This is a genomic window from uncultured Porticoccus sp. (genome assembly GCF_963975625.1).
Taxonomy (GTDB): domain Bacteria; phylum Pseudomonadota; class Gammaproteobacteria; order Pseudomonadales; family Porticoccaceae; genus Porticoccus.
Genome location: NZ_CAXBHS010000001.1, coordinates 16673 through 37580, shown reverse-complemented (window position 1 = coordinate 37580; position 20908 = coordinate 16673). Strand labels below are relative to the sequence as shown.

Genomic DNA, 20908 nt, shown 5'->3' with positions numbered 1-20908 from the left:
ATTTTAATTGACTGCCCAGGTGATAGCAAAGAGAGGCAATTCTTCGACATTTTGTTCCAGTTTATCCTCAAGTTCGCCGATTAATTCCCCCCTTCTGGCATCCACTTCGTCTTGTTTATCAAACAGTTCCCGCCTATTGCGACTGCGAAGTTTTTCCAGCTCCCGCTGCTTTTTTTGCCAGTTGAGTTTTTCTTCCAGGTCGGGGGCGGCTTTGGCGGTACGGCGAACCTCTTTGATTTCTTTGTCCAGTTCCTTGATTTCCTGCTCCAGGCCCACTTTGAGGTCATCGGCCCAGCCGTCGAGTTTTTCCACTTCGGCCTCGAAGTATTTGAGATTCCGCTGATTCACATCCTGCAGGATTCCGGTTTTGCGGCGGTTTAGGTCATCCATCAAGTCAGTAGCGCTGTTTTCTTGTTCAACCAAGTCGATACGGGCGACCGGAAAGCCGAGAAGTTTTTCCAACACTTCCTGGTCGATCCTCTCGCCTGTATCGGTTCGTCCGCAGAGAACAATATGATCTTCTGCTCGCTCAAGGGAGGTGACGGTGACGCAATGGGCTTGAAGCAATCCTGATTTACCTTGAAGCTCCTTGATAACCGCAGCCTGGGTAGGGCTGGCGTTGTAGTCAAACTCCAGTTTGGCGGCTGGCAATTGCCGCGCTTTGGCTTGATGGATTAGCCATTGTGCCAATGGGTGGCTGAGGCGGTAGATATGGTGTTCCCCATCGCGTCGCGGCAGTTCGTATTCGCCTAGTGGTATTCCGGTTGGCGCACCGGTAGGCAGGCTCTTGAGAACAAAGCCGCCGTCTATTTCTTTAACATATTGCTGCAATTCACCTTTGGTGAGGTTGAGTAGCAGGCGTTCGTAACGGTCGAGGGAAGCGGTGCTGTCGATTTTGATTTTTTGCAGTACGTCTTCGTCAAAGTGCTCGAAAAGTTGCTCGCGTGTATTGACCATCTGGGCGTTAATTTCGTGGGCCAGCTCTTGCTGGAGTTGTTCAAAGGCAAAGCTAATCTGTTCCGGCTCCCGGCAGGTTTGGTAGATTTGCTTGATGCGCCGTTCCAGATCAACACCACTTTCGATAGCACCCAGCACCTCATCGGAAGCACCGAATACGCCATTGAACAGGTTGAATTTTTGATCCAGCAGTTCGTAAACACGGCGGTCGGCTTCGTTGCTGAGGTCGATAAAGTTGAGCACTACAACATCGTGCTTTTGACCGTAGCGGTGGCAGCGGCCTATGCGCTGTTCGATGCGTTGCGGGTTCCACGGCAAATCGTAGTTAATCACTAACGAACAGAATTGCAGGTTGACCCCTTCGGCAGCGGCTTCGGTGGCGATCATAATGCGCCCGTAGTCGCGGAAGTATTCCACTAGCGCGGCGCGGGTATCAGCGGTGCGCGAGCCGGTGATTTTGTCGGAACCCTGATGTCGCTGCAGCCAGTCCTGATAGATCTGTTTGGCAGCGGCATCGCTGTTGCTGCCGTTGAATAGAACAATACCGTCGTTGTAGGGGCTATCGCCCAAGCGCTGCAACAGATAGTTTTGGGTTTTGCGGGATTCGGTAAAGATAATGGCCTTTTGGTTGGCGCCCAGTTCCGCCAGCTTATCAAAGCCGATTTTCAGGGCTTTGAGCAGTGCGTCGCCCTTGCTGTTCTGGCGGATATTTTCGGCCAGGTCTTTGTAGCTTCGCAGCTCTTCAATTTCTGCCTTTATTGACTGCTGTTCCGCTTCCGAAAGCCCTTGTTCCTGCTCATCCCACTCTTCGGCAGTTTCATCCAAGGCTTCGTAATCTGTTTGAAACTCGCCGACCACCTGTTCATCGTCTGGTGCAGCGTGCTCCAGCATGCGCTCCAGCCGGGCGACAATAGAACCGAGCGCACCGGCGATAGCAAAGGAGGATGAGGCCAGCAATTTCCACATCACCATAGAGATCAATTGTCGCTGGCCACTGGGCAGGGCGTTCAGTTCTGGCCGTCGCAGGTAGTCGGAAACCCGTGTATAAAGCCGCTGTTCGTCGCTGGACGGGGTAAAGGTTTGTACCAACGGAATACGTTTGGTATAGGAAACGTAGGCCTGAACCTGTTGGCGTAGGGTGCGTTTGCATACTGGAGCGATGCGCTGCTTAAGACTGGCAAACGATGCTGCATCAGTTATTCGACCATATTGGCTACGAAAGCTATCCAGGTCACCGAATACCTGTTCATCCAAAATACTCACCAGGCCATAGAGTTCCAGCAGCGAGTTTTGCAAAGGTGTGGCCGTGAGCAACACCTTGTTTGTGGGTGCCAGTGCGTCTTTTAGCGTTTTGGCAATTTTGTTGCTTTTTTTATAGACGTTTCTAAGCCTGTGAGCTTCATCAATGATGGCTAAATCCCAGGGAATCATTCTGAGGTCATCGGCCTTGGCGCTGGCGAACTGATAGGAGCAGATAACCAAACCATCACCAATATCAAAGGGGTTTTTAACGCCCGATCTCTTTGCCTTGTTGTAGTTGGCCGATTCGAGAATCTGACCGTCAACACCAAATTTCTCCTGTAGTTCCTGATGCCACTGTTTGCGCAGATTGGCCGGAACAATGATAAGAATTTTACGCTTGCGTTCGGCCCATTTCTGAGAAATGACCAGCCCAGCCTCGATGGTTTTACCCAAACCCACTTCGTCTGCCAGAAGTACTCCCTTGTTCAACGGGTTTTTGAAGGCAAATAGTGCCGCATCCACCTGATGGGGGTTGAGGTCGATCTGGGCATCCATGATAGCGCCGGTGAGTTTATCTTCATCCTCTGAAGAAAGACGGCGGGTCAGTTGCCAGGCAAAGTATTGGGTTTGATGAGGGGAGTACAACCTAAATCTCCATTATCATGACGCTTCGAATATTGGTTTGTAGTCTCGTTAATTCCATTGTTTTCTATGCTTCAAAAATCAGAAAGCCTTAATAGATATCGTGCAATATTGCCCCAGATCAATTCGTTGGCCTCTTTTGAAGAATTATTGTCAAATCAGGTTTTTGATTAACTATCCTTACTTGCCTGTTGGCACCACGGTTAGAGGGATCTGGTGTGATAGCATGTGTTCCTGAGTGATTGCCAACTCAAATCGTTCTATGTGATTTACTATAGATCTCAGTAACGGTTTAACACTGGTCTTCAGGTTGGCCAATTCCCGGAATTGCTTTCTGTATTCAGCCCGCTTGTTGAATGACTTTATGAATTCGTGGTTTTGGGTCCACTCCTGCCAGACGGCTGGCACAACGATTCCTCCACAGCCACTCCTAACCGCCATGAGCAGCCCGGCGGGATCGAAATCATAGAATCCATAGCTAACCGCTGCCTCGGTGACAAGTTGTGTCACTGCAACCTCATTGGTTCCGTGACCACGATAGACAAAGACAGCATCTCGTATTTCCAGAGGCCAGGACACCGACGCCCAACAACGCATCACGATGCCGTTTTCAATTACAACCAGTTTGTCAAAAGCTTGTCCATTTAAAAGTTCGGGGGGCACCGATAATACAGTTCCTATCGGCGTGCGGCAGTCCCCGTTAAGCGTGGGGATTGAATTATCCGGGAAGCGGGCAAGTTGCACCAGGTCGGCAAAAACCCCGACAGTTGACAACTTTTCATTAGCGGACGTAGAAGCAACTGCAAGTCGATCACCTTGTAGGTCGCCATAGACCGGATCAATACCTGACGTCTTTATCGCCATTTCACGCAGTCTAGATAGATCAGTGACGTTGAAATGGATTCGTTTTCCTATGGGTGAGCCAATACCTTCTTCAGTGTGGAGCCTTTGCCAGAAATTGGTCAACGGTACTGAGGTATCGCTTTGTCGCAACACTTTTCTGACAGCAGAAAGCTCAGAGACTGACAACATGGGGAGCTCTTTTGCTCAGTAACAAATCACAAACAATGGAGTTGCCGGAAAATTGTGGGTCAAGCACTTCGGCACACTCAATATGAAGCAACTGCCGATCGGCTTCTGGAAGCGCCAGCAGCGCATTCATCAAAGCAAACAACCACAAGTCACCTGGCTCATCCATGGCCAACAAGTCGTAGGCTTTTCTGGCCGAAATTGGTAAGTCTGACGCCATGGCCGATGCAATCAACTCAGATGCTGCTTCCACCAGATAGGGTAATTCAATTTCAACATCGGATAGACCAGCGGTATCCTCCAGTGGGGCAGCTGGCGATGCTTCCACTACTATAATCCTCGATTGCTGAGCGAGAGATTGAGCCAAGGGAATAAGCTCTCTGTGCTGACTTTCATCCAAGACATCCACCGATGAAGTCATTAACAGAGGTTTTGCTCTGTTCAGGTAATCGGGTACGGCAAATAGGCTATCGATATTTGGCGAGAAAGAAGGGTCGTTGGTGAAAGCGGCATTGATTGATCGGATCAGTCTTGCCTGAACCAGGTCGCTACGCATCTTGTGCAACAAACCCCGTAAATTGTGCAGCGCGTCAGTAATTTCACGATTACACCGTTGGATGGCAGCTGGCACCTGACGATTAAACAACCGTCGGAGGAAGGGGTCTTGACCGCCAAAACGATTCAGCTCCTCATATTGGAATGACATAATCAGGTCATTGAGCCGTCCCGCCTCTTTGATAACCCGTTCGTTTTCACGGATTCGCAATTCCAGATCACGAACATAGGCAAAGTCATTGGTGATATATTGAGAAAAACGGCGCGTTGATTGATCCAGTACTTGAATCAGCTCCATTCCGGCTTCCTGAATATCCTGCGAGAACCGATCGACTTCCTTAAAGAGATTTCGTTTTCTGGCGCTAAGATATTGGGGTACTAAATGATTAGTAATCGTCTCCCAGATACCGGCAACCACCTCGTTAGCCTGATGACGTCGGTAATGGACAAGAGAATTATCAAGTAGCCTTGATACTGTCGAGCTAATCTGGACAATGCCCTCCTCATCATCCACCCAGACCAACCGGTGTTTTCGTAGCGCCTTGATAGGGTTATCCGTTTCGCTGTCATTTAGGATTGTGCCTCTGCTAGAAAGGTATGCATCGGCCACTAGATCAGCATATTTCGCCAATGTTTTGAGTGCAGCAACAACCTGCTCTTTGGTGGCCATTGTTAAACCAGATGATCCTGATCAATAAGGGATTGTGGCTCTTCTTCAAGCCCTTCATGGGACTGAATAAATGCCATGACATCATAAAGCCACGACCATTTGCCGGTCGCCCTGAACTGTGACCCGCTATTGCCTACAGGCACCAGGTAATCCTGTTCTTTCAAACGCATTAGCACAGCCCGTATACGGCCTCGCCCGTCCGTTGCTTTTGAATTTACGAAAGGAGAGCGAGCAATTTCTGTCAGTGCGTCCAGTTGTGCAGGGGAGTTCTCAATGCTACGCAACAGATCACTTTCATAGAGCGGGTCTCCAGGTGACAAAGGACTACCAGAGGGCGAGGAAGACATTACCAGATTGAGCCACTTAACAAGCGTTCCAAGATGGCTGGTTGCATCTTTGAACTGGCTGCGTATCTCACGATTTGCATCCGGTGCCGAAGCATCCAAGTACCCACAAAAATATGCCTGACCATCACTGGTTTTGACTAACTTTCGGTCAAGTTGAGTAAGGAATAGATCCATTTTCTCCTGATGAGTGGGATTGTTGAGCCAATCAAAGTAGGTGTCGTGGCTCACCTCGCAGATCATTTTTTGTTCCAGTAAAAGCTGGGCAGTTAAGCTGAAAATCGTACTCATTGGACACTCTCCGGCTCACTAGTGACAATGGCATTGGCAAACAGGCTGCGCATATTCACGGGGGCACCCCCGGACTGAAAAGCAACACTGCGCACACCAATGCGACTATCAATTTGGTATCGAAGACCAAAGAATTTCAAGATTGTGGGGTCTGTACTCGGAAATGCACCGAGCATCAGCACATTATGGTCTTCGAACATACTAAACAGACGTGCAATATTCTCTGGTGATAATGTCGCAAGCTCATCAATGGGAAAAGTGATCTGCACTTGTGAATTGGGTGCAAGAAAGCGGCAAATTCCAAGAAAAACCACACATATCGCCAGATAGGAAAGCCCCTGGCTACTCAGATTCAACAGGTCATTATCGGTGCGAACGATGACCCTACGGCCTTTCTCCACCATGCTAATTTCCATTTCAATTAGCGTTTCTATGCCTCGCGCGATGTGTGCGTGATTCAGGGTATCGATGGCAAGTTTGAGCGCCCGGATCAGGTCGTCTGGTGGGAATTCTTCGTCCCTTCGCGAAGTCCAAGGTGTCCACAGCTCATGAAATCGGCTCAGGGGTTCCCAGCACTCTTCCTTGGTGACACGGGAAACGAGCTTGATACTGATATCTTCAAGGTCTTCGATTTTCTGATTGGTGTTGATACTCTGGTCGAGCCGTGACGACACCTGTTTTACTTGCCGTGTCAGACCTTTCAGCCCCTCATAGTAATTCGCAATTCCTGTGCCCACAGACCGGACCGTTTGAAGTAACGTCTGACGAATATGCGGGATTTGGGAATCAAGCAAGATTTCCAAATCCTGTGGCTGCTGCAACAGAAAATCGGGATCAAGATCAGTAAACTGAGATTGCGATAGGCGGTTCTGCACTAGTTGTTGCCAAGCGGTCTTGATTTGGGAGCTATCAAACTGATTGATAACCCCTCTAATTTTTTCAACTTCACGGATAATCTTGATGCGCGCCCTTTGAGACTCTTCATAGAGGTTTCGGGCGCGTTCGGTGAGAAAAACCAGATCACCTTTGACGATTTCCCCGACAGGTGAAGAGCCAATTGTTCTATAACAGCTCTCGGCATCATCCAGATTGTGCTTGAGGTCTTTTATCACGCGCAGTGTTTCCTGCTTCTCCTTGCGAATAGCTTCAAAAAACTGATGCCTCTCCCCCTTTAAAGTGGAAAGCTCCAACTCGACTTTCTCTTTTTCACGTAGTACTTCACCTGCGCGCTGCTCCAATTGGGGAATTTTGGCATAGTGATTCGCCATAAAACTGTCGTAGCGCCGGACCTGTTCTCTACAACCTTCCACTGTACTTATCTCGTTTTCGAGAAATTCCATCCGATGACGGGCATCACTGATCATCTCGGTATCAATGCCATCTTCACTAGCCTGCAAACTGAAAGCCTTTTCAATATCGTTCAGTTGCCGATTCAGGTTGTCTGTAACATCCTGCAATTGAAGATCGGTAGCATTTATCTGCTCCTGTACACCACTCAAAACTATACCGCTATGCCCTTGGCCTTCCCTGATTTCCTGCGCGAAACTTTCTCTAATGGCCGACAAGTTTTCTTCCAAGGCTTTGTTAAAATTTGTCAACTGGTCATTCAGTTGCTTGATTTCCTTATCTTTCGACGCTTTTGTCTCAGCGATACGATCATGAACAGTCCGTTCTGCGGATTTTTTTGCAGCCCTCGCGGAATCCAGGTCACTTTTGGCCCGACGCAATTTGCCTTCACAAATCTCGACCTCACGCTGTAAGGTTTTGCGTCTGTCCTCAACATCCGCCAACCGCTTTTCAGCTGCGGCTAAATCCTCCCGTGTATTACTTTCAAACAGTTCTGCCTGTCTGAGTTTTTCCTTGAGTTCAGCGTCGCTTAGGGCAAACTCCGGGATATTGACGTCATCCAGATTAAGCTCCCATCCAAAGAAGTGATTGTTTTCTTCTGTGAGTACAGGTGATAGGCTCTTCATTGCAAGCAAATCGGGACGTATTACCTTGGCAGGCCCAGTAACCCAGTTATCTGCCTTGCGTAGCTGGCTCAACAAAGTATTGTCATCAGGATAGAGGTGGCTTTTGATACGCACCACATCGCCCTGAGATTGTTGGAGGAGACGCCGCGCATCACCGACCGCTTTGTCTCGACCAAGATAATCAACTTTGACCTCATTTTGTTTGATCTTAAGTGCAGCGAACTCCTCCTCCACTTCACGGATCTGATCACCATAACGTTCTACCCGGTTTTCATGCTCTTGCAGCGACAATCGCTCGCCCACTGTCATGCCGGGGTTTTGGTTCAAAGCCTTCTCTTCAGAAATTTTTTGAATCAACTGTTCGCGTTTTGGCTGTGCCTTGCTTCTTGCCACATCAATTGCCAGAGTACAGCGTTCTTTAATATCGCCTTCCGTCCGCAGCCATTGCTCCTTTTTCAGATGAAAATCAGACAGCAGTGACTCTTTGCGCCTGAGCATGCTAGCTTTCTGTTTCTCAGCACTTTTCTGTGCAGCTTCACGATCAAGCAGACGCTTGCTGTCTAGCTCAGCAACCTCAGATTGCAACCGACTGAAATGATTTTTGGCAGAGGAATAGGCTTCTCGCAGGTTGGGTAAATTTTCATAGGCCTGCCTCATCGCTTCAGGGCCAGGCGTAATTTCATCCCATTGCAGAAATTCCTTGGTGTACCGTTCAATCGTGTCATTGAGCTCGCGCTCCTCACTTTTCATCGCCGAGAGGGAATCATTGGCGGTATCGATACGTTTTTGGAAGTCTTCAGCAGCTAGCGACTCGCGCTCATCCAGGTTCTGAATGTTTGCGTTGAGCGATTCGAGTTTTTCTCTGGATTCTGCAATTGTCTGGTCAAGACCTTGTGCAGTAGCATAGAGTTCTTTGATGGTATCCAATCTAGCATGAGAGGCCCGGATACATTCCCTGATGCTGACCTCGTGACGCATAAATTCATTCAGGCTTGAAACATCATCAATCATTGCCCGGTTTTCAATATGTACTGGCTTGTCGCCAATGAGTACCCCATCAAACATGGACTCTGCGATCATCTGCCGAAGCCGGGAAAACATATTGTTACGCTTTAAAATAGCGAGAGTGAGCTTCTCGATGTGCTGCATTCGTACATCAGCACCCCCGATACAGTACTCTCTTGCGATCTGGCGTACGGTACTATCAGCTCGACCTTTGTTTTTCAGTAGCGACAGGTCATGCTGGATAATTGCGCAGTATTTATCCACTGTGTCGATCTGAATGGTAGTTTCCACATCCAAAGCCTTCAGTGCCTGTACCACTTGGGCGATAGGTACGCCGGATTGAAGGAGCGCAGTGACATCTGGCAGGCAAAAGCTCTCATCCAACGATGCTCTAACAAAACGATAGATAACTGACTGCGATGTCCCCCTATATGCCATCATGCACCGGGGGCCATCGTTTCGCTGATATTCAAATACGATCAGACTGCCTTCTGTGGGCAAGTAATGATCCATAAAGGATGATTTATGGCCAGCACGATCCACCAATGTTTCAGGTTTTGCACCGTAGAAGAAGGGGATCAGCTTTAGGAATACAGACTTGCCAGCAGCGTTACCACCAGAGAGGTTGGTATTTTCGCCACATACGACCGAGACCATTTTGCCTCGAATGAAAGAGCCATAAAGGGCTATTCGCGTTAGCCCATACGATGCATCCTTGACCATTGACATCCCACCAAAATAAACAACTCATCCTACCATTATGCTTGCAAAACAGTATATTGCCCGATAAGTGAAACGGCCTGTTTCTAATATTTTGTATTCATTACAACGTATACGAGACCAAGTTGTGTGATTGCCTCACGATATATCAAGCGGAAGACGATCGGAAAGATTGTACCTAATTGAGTGCATCTTTAAGCTAGAAATGTGCGCGGCTTGTCTTTCAAAACAGCAATTCTACTCTGGATTCATGAATAAATTCTTTTAATATCAAAATCCTATGGACATTTTTATACTGCCGGTAAGATAAAATACAGAGCTGGACATTTAACCGGACTTTTATTCAAATAATTTGTGCATTGAAAATAATCTATCCTAATGATATACAATGACTTATGGATAAAAAAGAAACGGACATTAAAGCGGACATGGAGGCGGCCTTTGATCGCGGAGAGTCTACTGCAATCATGGAGCCGCTCCAAATAAGTGAAGGCTCCCGTCTCCGTCCCGCTTTAACAGAACTCTCCTTAGAGCTTGCCGCAAAATCAGCTGGTTTCAGGCGCAGCTTGCCCGTGGGCGTTGTCACGGCGCTTGCCGAACTGGTGCGCGCCATGAACTGTTACTACTCCAACCTGATTGAAGGTCACAACACCCATCCTGTCGATATTGAACGAGCCATGCGGAATGACTACAGCGATGAGCCTCGCAAACGCGACCTACAGCTAGAGGCCCGCGCCCATGTCATGGTTCAAAAATGGATTGATGAAGGCGGTCTGGATGACGGACGCGCTTTGTCCCTTGACGGCATTTGTGAAATCCACCGGCGGTTCTGCGAACAGCTACCGGAAGATTTGCTCTGGGTAGAAGACCCGGATACTGAGGAGCATATAAAAGTCATCCCTGGCGAACTTCGGGCACGGGATGTGAAGGTTGGCGATCACATTCCCGTCAGTGCCGGTGCCCTGCCCCGCTTTCTTCGCCGTTTTGAGGAGGTTTATGGCAGACTGAAAAAAGCTGAAACAATTTTCTCGGCAGCCGCCGCACATCATCGCCTGCTGTGGATTCACCCCTTTCTCGACGGCAATGGTCGGGTGGCCCGCCTTATGTCTTACGCCATGCTGAGAGAGGCCCTTGATACGGGGGGCATTTGGTCAATAGCACGGGGACTGGCGAGACAGGAATCCAGATACAAGCAACATCTGATAGCCTGTGACCAGCCACGCCGCGGAGATACGGATGGACGGGGCAGCCGCAGTGAAAGTGCTTTGGCAGAATTTACCGAGTTCTTCCTGCAAACCTGTATAGATCAGATCACTTTTATGGAAGAGCTTGTGCAGCCGGACAAATTGCGGGCGCGTATCCGGCTTTGGGCAGAAGAGGAAATTCGGACGGATAGCTTACCTCCGAAGGCCGATAACGTATTAGACGCGGTGCTATATCGCGGCGAACTACCCCGTGGCGATGTCCCCGGTATTGTCGGTACAGGTGAACGTCAGGCGCGGCGTATCGTTTCAGCACTGCAGGATGCCGGAGTGATTACTTCCGAGAGCACACGTGCACCGTTGCATATAGCATTCCCGGCCACACTCGCCGGGCGCTGGATGCCGGGGTTATTTCCGGAAGTCTAAATAAGGCCAACTATTAATTTACTCGTTTATCAGTTAAAACCTTTTCTCTCTACCTGAACAAGACTACAGAGCAAATTCCCCTGGTTAAGTCGGAACGAAGACAATATTCGATTGTATTTGGCGCATTTAACCTTTTGCGACAAATTAAAGTGGCACAAAAATGGAAATGCGCCATAAAAATTATCGTGTCACCTTAGATTGAGAGTGCTATGGAACCTGGTTTTGTGAAAATGAAATAGGGAAGGAGGTTATTTCACTTTCAAGCGAATAAAGTGAAATAAAAACATCAAAACATCCCAAATTCAATTCAGCGCTTGCGTGAGATTTGCGTGACTTGTTGTGAAAAGTTGTGCTCTGTACTGCAAATTTGCTGTGGGTGTCGAAATTAAAGTTAATAAAATCAACGTGTTAAAAATTTACAGCCAGTTTCATAATGCTGGGGTCGGTGGTTCAAGTCCACCCGTAGCTACCATTCCTTTACCCTACTTCTAACACCTCTTCAGACACACTCCCTATAACAGTCAAAGGCATTTTGGTTCTCCAGCAATCTTCCCAACCCACCAACCAATTCTCTGTGCAACCGCATTCAGTAATACACTAACTCAAACTCATTCTGTGACGGCGGGTACCAGTCTATAGTCGCAATCTCTACCGCTGCATCCAGGGGAACTTTACCTGGCTAACTCACATCAATTGCAAAACAGGCTGACATAAAAAAACCCGCAATTAGCGGGTTTTTTATTGGCGCGAAGAACCGCGGGTATCAGCTTGCCCGACGACGGCGACGCAGGGCCATCGCAAGGAGGCCAGCCGCAAGCAAGGCCAGTGGAGCCGGCTCGGGAATTTCGTTGCTCTCGAATTGATAGGAAGCAAAGTGATTATTGACGTCCGTGGCATCCACTCCAGTCAACTGGAACAAGGAACTACCGCTGGCATCAAGAAAATTAAAGTCGTAAATATCACGATTCGAACAACAATCATCTGTACGTCCGAAAATTGCCATACTACTCAGGTCAACTGCTTCAAGAAATGTAATCGTCAGCGTATCACCTGTTTTTGGATTACCTTCATGAAAGACACTGCCATTGGCAAAAATGCCATCCGTATTCCCATCGATGGCTTTATCCGGCGTGGAAGACGCGCTCCAGCTGTCGGGTGCTGAGGCCGTTGCCGTCAGCGCAACATTCACATTACTCATGTCGAAGGCCTGAAACTCAGCCACCTGCAACCATTCATTTATACTATTGGAAATCTCAACGCTTTTCACGCCCACCAAACCAGCATTGGCACCTGCCATAAAAGAAACAGCTACGGCACAAACGGCAACCTGACTAACAAAACGACGCAAACGCGATGTGATCTTGGAGTTGAACATACTTCTGGCCTTCTTCAATAATTTTAATGAATTACACTGATATACATAACATGTAAGCAAAATGCAGGCCAATTAAATAATATTCTTTTATATCAAATAGATATATATATCGTTGCCAGAAATAAAGCGCCGTCATTTAGCTTCTGTAAAGAAACCTGACGCAGGCTCGTTGCCACAACCTTTAACCATGCTGTTATAGAGTGCTAGCTACTCACTTTTTATACGCCAGACCACACATCTGGCTGCGCTAACCCATAACCCGTTCAACGACCTACGGACCACCAAACTGGTACAAACTGTTCTGGACAAAAGTACCGGATAAAGCACACAGGCCCGACACGCTGGCTTACTTACCTCAGCTGCATTTTCTTTAGGTCACTACAGTAGACGATACTGTTCCCGTGAATCGCTTAGATCGTTAGAATGATGAAAACAATCACAGGGATGACCGTGCATATTTCCTTCAGCAACATCAGGCAGTGGGTAACAACCCTGTCAGTACTGATGCTCACCGGCTTTGGCTGGGCCGGGCCGCATCATCCAGCTGTGGCCAATGCCAATCAGCAAAGTGAAGCACTCAAACTGGCTCAGGCTGTCTATGACAATCCTACCGGCCAGGATGCCAGCTCACAGGTAGTCATGGTGTTGGAAAGCAGCGGCTCGACCAGACAGCGCATGCTGTTCAGCTATGCACTGGACAAGGGCAATGCCGAGCGGTGGACACTACTCCGCTTTGTGAAACCGAACGATGTGGCAGGGACCGGCCTGCTGACCAAGGATTATCCCGGCGACGAGAGTGACCAATGGCTGTATCTGCCTGCTCTGGAGCGAGTTCGTCGCATCGCCTCATCGAGAAAAGGCGGCCGGTTCGTTGGTTCCGATTTCTACTATGAAGATTTATCCGACCGGGAAGTTTCCATGGATCACCATCGGATTATCGGCAAGGACAAGGTCGGCGGTGCCGGCTGCACCCTACTGGAAAGTATTCCGGTCGATAAATCCAACTCGGTTTACAGCAAACGCATTCTCTGTATTCATCCGGGAATTCTCGTGCCCCTGCGAATTGACTACTACGAGAACAACCGCGAAGAACCCACCAAAAGACTTCAGGCGAGAAAAATCAAACGGGTCCAGGGTTACTGGACCATTTTTGATAGTACGATGTATGACCTGCAATCTGGTCGAAGCACCAAGTTAATCACTATTGATATCAAATACGATCAGGGTATTCCCGAGACACTCTTCAGCCAGAGAGGTCTGTCTGATGACAGCCGGGAAATACCATTCCGTCCGCAGAGCGAAGACAGCCAGGAAGAATGACATGAAAATAACTGACCGCGGATTAGCGACGCTTTTTGCCACCCTGCTGCTGACCCCTCTTGCGTCTCCAGTCAGCGCTGAGGATTTTGACCTGCTGATTATTGAAGAGGAACCGGAGGAACTGTTGATCCTTGACGATCAAACGGATTTGCCCAATAACAGCGAGGCTCCCGGCGACGAACTAATTCTTGATTCCGGTGAAGATGAAAATGGATTGTTTGTAGATGAGGGCGACGGCACTCCCACCGAGCCACCTCGGTTCACGAGTTACACCACTGAAAAATCAGCGGGGCCAACTGTCAAGCTGAACCGGTTATGGGTCGAGTACGGGCACTTTACCCAACAAAGTGCTGATAAGAACCATCAGGGCTACATGCACGGTCTGGCCACGGCCGAATGGTCACCATCATCGGCGTGGGAATTCCACGCCTCGGTTCGTGCGGATGGCTACAGGGAATCCGGCAGCAACGACTGGAGTGATTTCCGCCTCGATTACGATGAAATCTATGCACGCTACAAAACAGCCAGCTCTATCTTCACCGTTGGCACTCAGCGAGTACTATGGGGCAGAATCGATGAGTTCCCCCCCACTGATCGCCTGAGTACTCAGGATTTCCGACGGTTTGTGATCGATGACCTCGAGGATCGTCGACTCGCCTCTCCCGCTATCCGTATGGAGCATTTTTTTGGCGACAGCAAAATAGACTTTGTGCTTTACCCCCACTTCCGTGAAACACAGCTGGCTGACAGGGACAGCATCTGGTACCCGGTCAACAAACGCACCGGTGAAATTCTCAGCCTGAAAACCACCGCTCTTGCAGAAACCATCGTAAAAAATGTCCCCATAAAGGAAAACGCCCCCGACTCAGAAGGCGGTGCCGGTATCCGCTTCAGCACACTCGGCTCCGGTTTTGACTATGCACTGACTGTGCAGAAAGGCCGTCAGACAGTGCCCTACTTCAGCTATAACCCCGACCGGAATATTATTGAAGGCCAGTACCCACGCACCTGGATAATCGGTGGTGACTTCGGCATTGAAGCCCTGGGTGGCACCGTCAAGTTCGAGACGGCCTGGCTGAGCGACACACCTGTCACCCGGGTGGATGGCAGCTACACCACGGTTAAAAGCATCAGCTGGGGGGCAGCACTGGAGCTGTTCCCCGGAGACGGCGATGCCAGGCTCAACCTACAGTTGACGGGCGTCAAACTGCTCAGGGCACCAGAGGTGATGGACCGTGCAGAAATCTATGCCCTGAATGGCTCCTACAATATACCGTTTGCCCAGAATCGCTGGCGAGCCAAATTCCGCTTCAATGTCGGACTGGATAAAAAAGACATCTATTTTAACCCGGAAATCGCCTATACCGGGTGGGAGGCCCAGGAAGTGTATCTGGAGTTTCACTTTTTTGATGGCAGCTTGGGTACACCGGGCGGGTTTTATCAGGACAACGGCATCCTTACCCTGGGATGGCGGGCAGATTATTGAGCAGCCTGGCACCAGGCCAAATGATCAGGGATTACTGACATCAATAAAGAATTACAGGATTATCGCCAGCAGCTAAGCAATGAGCACCAACCTGTGGCGCTCATTCAGGACGGTATTCTGCTGGCCGTCAATGAGCCTTTTGCACGACACGCGGGCTTTGAATCGCCGGCAGAACTGGAATCAACCCCACTACTGGACTTGCTGGAGGGGCTGACCAAGGAGCAAACCCGCGACTTTCTGGCAAGCGCCAGCCACACTGATAAAAATACCCGCGATGCTCCCCGAACAAAAGTTACCTTGCGGCGCAATGACGGCACTCGCCTTCCCGCAGAAATTCATGCCCACCAAGACAATCTGAACGGGGAAAAAGTCGTCAAGCTATACCTGCTGACAGCAGACGACCTAACGCCGTCAAGACGCATGCTCAGACTGCCCTGGAAGCTGTATTTCTGCCTGTTTGGCCTGTTACTGATCGCAGCATTGCCCAATCTGTTACTCCCCAACCTCAACATCAATAACGCACCCAGAACTTACCTTCCAGCTGATGCGCCCTCCGTTTTAATCGACCAGCAGATACGCGAAACTTTTCCCGATGACGAAGTCATCGTGATGCTGTTTGAAGGTCTGGCGATGTTTTCAGATGACTTCCTGCTGGCCTACCACCAACTGTCCGAGTCGCTGTCTGCACACCCCCTGATCGACAGCGTGATCGGAATCACCCGGCAGGATCACATCAGTGGCTCGGCTGACGGATTTCTGGTCGAGCCCCTTATCAACATCGATACCCTGGCAGATACGTCACCCACAGAGCGTCGCGAACGAGCACTCTCGGACCGGTTTGCCATGAACTCCCTGATCGCGGCTGACGGTTCGGCGATCGCGCTCGTAGTGATTCCCCAGGCATTGGACGACAGCTTTCGCCACTTGGCACTGGAGCAGGAAATTGTAGCGCTGGTTGAGGAAAATCGACTGGACAGTTATCTGACGGCAATGGCCGGCGAAATCGCCACGGATGTGGCGCAGATGCGGGCCATCCTGCGCGACAACATGATTTTTATTCCCACCACTGTGTTGGTCGGTTTGATCCTGATCTGGTGGCTGTTTCATCGCTGGATGGCCGTCATCATTACCGGTATCGTCACCGGAGCGGTGGTCAGCTCCACCATTGCCTTCTACGTCATCTTTCGGCAACCCTTCAATTCCATTGCAGGCATTATTCCACCGCTGCTGTCCGCGCTCACGATTGCCGCCCTGGTGCATTTTTTCAATGCGCTGCAGTACGCCTCCAGGCGAGGTCTGTCCGGCAATGACAGGGTGCAGTCCGCCCTGTCACAAATCCGCCGACCCGCGCTGTTCAGCGCCCTGACAACGTCTGCCGGACTCGCCTCGCTCGGGCTGAGTCCGATTCCGCCCATCAGCACTTTCGGACTCACCGCAGCTGCCGGGGTCTTTCTGATTTATCTGATTGTCATACACCTGCTGCCACCGATCTTCTCCCGCTACGACAACCGGCAATGGCCCCACCATAAAGCCGGACTCGGACTGATGGATGTCATGGTGAAAGGGCTGTTCCACACCGGCATTCGCTATCCGATATGGGTGCTGGGTTTTACCCTGATGATCCTGGCAGCGACGATCCCGCAGATATTCAAAGTCGATGTAGAAACCAACATTCTCGAGTTTTTTCCTCCCAGCCATTCGCTTCGTCAGGCGACAGAACACATCGAGGAGAAACTCGTCGGCACCACACCGCTGGAAGTGTTCTTCAGTTCCGATCAACCGGACGCGCTGATAACACCGGAGGCACTTCAGGACATAAAGGGATTTCAGAACTGGCTGAGCCGACAACCCGAAGTGGACAAGAGCATGTCGGCAGCTGATTTCGTGGAAGAAATGCACTGGGGTTTTCACGAAGAGAACGACCGATTCAGGAAAATCCCGCAGAATGCCGACTTGATCAGCCAGTACCTGTTTATTTATGACGGCACAGATTTGTATGACTTTATCGACCGGGACTTCCGCCGGGCGCGGGTTGCCATCAACGTCAATGTGCACGGGGCAAATGAGATTGGCGACCTGATGGAACGGATTGGTTATTACCTCACGGCAAGCCCGATAGCCGGAGCGGATTGGGAGCTGGCGGGAGCCGGCAGGATGTTCGCCGATCAGGAGGACCTGCTGGTCAAAGGTCAGATATACAGTCTTGGCGGGGCCCTGCTACTGATTTTATTACTGATGTTGGGTCTGTGGCGATCTGTTCAGGACACGCTCATTTGCATGATTCCAAACATCTCCCCCATCATCGTTATTTTTATCATCATGGGATTTCTGGGCATCTGGCTGGACATGGCCACAGCGATGATTGCCAGCGTAGCGGTAGGTATCGCGATTGACGATACCATCCACCTGTATCACGGTTTTATCGACCGCATCAGACAGGGCCACAGCCCTGTCTATGCCTTGGCACGAACATACAGCCTGGCAGGCCGTGCAGTGATGACAACCACCATCATTCTGTGCGCCCAGTTCAGCCTGCTGATGGCCAGCGCTTTTGTCCCTATGGGACATTTTGGCATACTGACCAGTATCGGCTTGCTCACCGCACTGCTGTTCGACCTACTGTTACTTCCCGCCCTGCTGATTACGATCTATCGAACCAGGCGCATTATCAGCTCCAACTAGTTTTTCGCTGTTAAAGTTGCCAACAGTTTTTCTGCTTCAGCTCTCTCGGAGAAGTCTTTTTTCTCTGACAACAATCTTTGCAGGGTCTGAATAGCCGCCTCAGCATTCCCCGAAGCGTGGTCAATCATGGCACTGTGGTAATACATCGCGGGACTGCCCTTGCCATCGGCGAGGGCACGCTCGATGGAGCGCTGCGCCTTGACCAATTGATTGTTTTTCAATTGCACTATAGCCAGGGTATCGAGTGTTGATGGTGACCGGTCGCTGAGATCTACAGCTTTCTCGGCATGATCCAGTGCTTTTTCGGGATCAGAGTCACGTAACAACCAGGCGAGATTGTTCAACACCACAACGCTCTCCGGAGCGTCCTGCAGGGCAGCGTGATACTGTTCAACAGCCTTGCCCTCTTCCCCCTTGCCAACATACAGGCTCGCCAACTCATGCCTGACCGCAACATCCTTCGGATGCTCACTGAGCCAATCCGTCATCATCCCTTCTGCAGCATCTCTATCTCCAGCCAGCCAGTGCTGCTGGGCAAGAAACAACATGTTTCGGCTGGTAGGCGCTTTTGCAAATACTTTTTCCGACAGTTCCAGCGCACGCGCCCTGTCTCCACCCTCCAGGGCATAGACTGCCTCCAGCTGCATAACCTCCGCATTTTCCGGCGCCAATCTTTTCAAAATGGTGAGGTTTTCTTCTACCGCCGACTGATCTTTGTCTCGGAGAAATATGCGGGTTAGCTCGATACGCGGTTCGATATAGCCGGGAGATATTTGAAGCGCTTTTTCAAATTCTGCTTTTTCCTTATCGACATCATTCAGACCACGATAGGTCATACCCAGATGATAATGCGGCTGGGGCGCATCAGAACGAAGGGCTATCAACTGCTCAAAGGTAGATCTGGCGGCAGAAAAATCGTTTCGAGCAAGCAGCGACAACCCCTTTACATTAAGGACTTCGGGATTATTTTGTGACGCAGGGTCCAGCGAGTTGAGAAGATTTGGTACCCGCTGCGGCTCACCTTTAGTCAGATAATAACGGGCCAGTACAACCCGGGGCTGGGTCGCTTTTGGGTGCGCCTCCATTGCCCGTTTCAGACTTTCCTCTATACCCTGGTCATCTTTTTCCAGTTCAGCCAGGGCTGCCAGTTTCATGAGTGTTGGCAAATTATCCGGGAGAGTCTCCAGTATTTTCTGGTAGTAACCTCGGGCAGTATCAAGATCATTCTCCCGAATAGACAGGAGTGCCAGCTTGTCATTGGCAGTGACATCGTCAGGGGCTACTGTCAGCGCCTGATTAAACGCGGTCTTCGCCTCAGCGGATTTATCCTGTGAAAGATAGACCTGCCCACGCAGATTGTGGGGTGCGGCACTATCGGGCATTTTCTGTTCAAAGGCTTCTACTGCAGCCAGCGCCCCATCCACATCACCCTCTTTGAGATAGGCCGTTACCAGCAGAATGTCTGCCTGTTCAAACTCCGGATCAAGTTTGAGCGCTGCCTCAATGTGCTCAAAACTGCTCGCTACCTGACCACTTGCAAGCAACCCTGCGCCCAGTCTGGCTTGCGCTTCCGGGGAATCGGGCTGCAAAGAAGCCACTTTAGCCAAAAGTGTCAATGCCTCCTCGGTTTTACCCTGTTTTATCAGGGCTCCCGCCAGCAGATTGAGCGCATCCACATCCTCAGGATTCGCCTCGACAACGGCACGCATCAACTCTTCAGCTTCCGCACCCTCATCCTCTCGCAGTTTCATATTGGCGAGAAGTTTCCTTCCAGGAGCACTGTCGGGCGCGATGGAAAGGTAGCGATAGGCAAAGTCTTCCGCCTGTGCAGAATTACCCAGCTTGTCGTGGGCCGTCGCCAGGTAAAACAGCGACATGGGGTAGCGATCTCCATCCGTTTGCGCCAAATCGAAAGCCGCTACGGCAGCTTTTAAATCACCTTCACGGAAGTGAATGATCCCCTGTACATAGTTGGCCGCGGGGCTTTTTGGCGAACGCCTGATCAACACCGCTACATCCTCAGAGGCACCGGTATTGTCCTCCTTTTGCAACCTGACCAGCGCACGTTTATAGCGGTCTTCAAAGCGATCATCGTCACTGGCCAGTGCTTTTGAGTAGGCAGTTTCTGCTGCATCCAGATTCAAACTTTGCAGCTCGATATCACCAAGCAGGCTTAACGCCGGGGCGTATTCCGGCGCCAGGTCAAATACATTGCCCAACAAACGCCGGGCTTCAGTCCAGTCACCGCCAGACTGCGTACCTTTCAACTTGGCCTGGGCCACCAGTGCATAGGGAAGTTCCGGGGCCGCTGAAATTGCTTTATCTATCAACACCGCAGCCTCTTCCTCCTGTCCCCGTGCCAGCAAACCCAATCCCTGTGATGCGAGCACCATTGAAAGATCAGCACCAGAGAGCGTTTCTACCGGCAGGTCCTGCAGGGGTTCAAACTGGTTTTGTGAAAGATGTGCCTGAGCAAGAAGAGGCAATACATCACTATCAGGTTGACCCAGTTCATGAGCTGCCTTCAATTCTTTTTCAGCATTGGCGTAGGCTCCTTCGCTGAAATAGTACTCACCCAATAACCATCTTGCCTGCTGGTTGTTGCTATTCTTCTGCAATGCATTTTTCAATTCGATAACGGCAGCATTGTTCCTGCCTTCCGCAAGATAGGCCTCCGCCTTGGCAACCTCCTGATTTCCAGTCATATCACTGGAACAGGCCAGCACAAGACCTGCCACAATCATCAGAAACCCTACCCGAAAAAATCTGCTCATAGAAAATTCCCTTTGTACCTGCCAGAGATAACCGCTTGCTTGAAGGTGATTAGCATTATTGCGAAAAATAAAACTGCCTTTTTGATAATAAAACTTCGTTCAAGGTTAAAGCAAACAGGGTTTGCGAACAAATAGATAGTCGTTGATCCGATGGCGGTCAGATGAAATAAAGAAATAAAACCTGTGGAGTGGAGCAGACGAGTAGCCCGTTATAC

11 protein-coding genes are annotated in these 20908 nt (G+C 50.1%); 4 read left to right on the top strand and 7 right to left on the bottom strand.

Translation table 11 applies throughout. The features are described from left to right. Positions 1-3: 3 nt before the first annotated feature. The 5 genes from AACZ64_RS00125 to AACZ64_RS00105 all read right to left on the bottom strand — a co-directional run bounded on the left by AACZ64_RS00125 (position 4) and on the right by AACZ64_RS00105 (position 9431). Positions 4-2844, bottom strand: a complete 2841-nt coding sequence (locus AACZ64_RS00125; protein ID WP_339639568.1) for an SNF2-related protein — start codon at positions 2842-2844, stop codon at positions 4-6. 177 nt (positions 2845-3021) lie between these two features. Then, on the bottom strand, positions 3022-3873 hold the full coding sequence (locus AACZ64_RS00120) for a hypothetical protein (RefSeq protein ID WP_293615746.1): 852 nt from the start codon (positions 3871-3873) through the stop codon (positions 3022-3024). Then, positions 3857-5095 carry a hypothetical protein gene (locus AACZ64_RS00115; protein ID WP_293615747.1) on the bottom strand — a complete coding sequence of 413 codons (1239 nt, stop codon included), beginning with the start codon at positions 5093-5095 and terminating at the stop codon, positions 3857-3859. The genes AACZ64_RS00120 and AACZ64_RS00115 overlap by 17 nt, the downstream gene beginning before the upstream one ends. A gap of 2 nt (positions 5096-5097) precedes the next feature. Next, entirely contained in the window at positions 5098-5730 is a 633-nt protein-coding gene (locus AACZ64_RS00110; protein WP_293615748.1) for a hypothetical protein, read from the bottom strand. After that, the gene (locus tag AACZ64_RS00105; RefSeq protein ID WP_293615749.1) at positions 5727-9431 is read right to left on the bottom strand and encodes an ATP-binding protein; all 3705 of its coding nucleotides are present in this window, start codon (positions 9429-9431) and stop codon (positions 5727-5729) included. Before AACZ64_RS00105 ends, AACZ64_RS00110 begins: the two co-directional genes overlap by 4 nt. A 392-nt stretch (positions 9432-9823) precedes the next feature. Between AACZ64_RS00105 and AACZ64_RS00100 the strand changes: the two genes are divergently transcribed. Further along, a complete protein-coding gene (locus AACZ64_RS00100) occupies positions 9824-11056 on the top strand; it encodes a Fic family protein (protein WP_293615750.1) in 1233 nt (410 codons plus the stop codon). Positions 11057-11819: 763 nt separating this feature from the next. On the opposite strand, the gene AACZ64_RS00095 is transcribed toward AACZ64_RS00100, so the two are convergent. Continuing rightward, positions 11820-12431: a PEP-CTERM sorting domain-containing protein gene (locus AACZ64_RS00095; protein WP_293615751.1), complete on the bottom strand. Its 612-nt coding sequence runs from the start codon at positions 12429-12431 to the stop codon at positions 11820-11822. A gap of 423 nt (positions 12432-12854) precedes the next feature. On the opposite strand from AACZ64_RS00095, the gene AACZ64_RS00090 reads away from it, so the two are divergent. From AACZ64_RS00090 to AACZ64_RS00080, 3 genes are all read left to right on the top strand, one after another. Continuing rightward, the gene (locus AACZ64_RS00090) at positions 12855-13751 is read left to right on the top strand and encodes an outer membrane lipoprotein-sorting protein (RefSeq protein WP_293615607.1); all 897 of its coding nucleotides are present in this window, start codon (positions 12855-12857) and stop codon (positions 13749-13751) included. A gap of 1 nt (position 13752) precedes the next feature. Beyond that, entirely contained in the window at positions 13753-15237 is a 1485-nt protein-coding gene (locus tag AACZ64_RS00085; RefSeq protein ID WP_293615608.1) for a hypothetical protein, read from the top strand. Between the two features lie 93 nt (positions 15238-15330). Further along, entirely contained in the window at positions 15331-17919 is a 2589-nt protein-coding gene (locus tag AACZ64_RS00080) for an MMPL family transporter (protein WP_293615609.1), read from the top strand. On the opposite strand, the gene prsT is transcribed toward AACZ64_RS00080, so the two are convergent. After that, entirely contained in the window at positions 17916-20693 is a 2778-nt protein-coding gene (prsT, locus tag AACZ64_RS00075) for an XrtA/PEP-CTERM system TPR-repeat protein PrsT (protein ID WP_293615610.1), read from the bottom strand. The genes AACZ64_RS00080 and prsT overlap by 4 nt on opposite strands. Positions 20694-20908 lie beyond the last annotated feature (215 nt).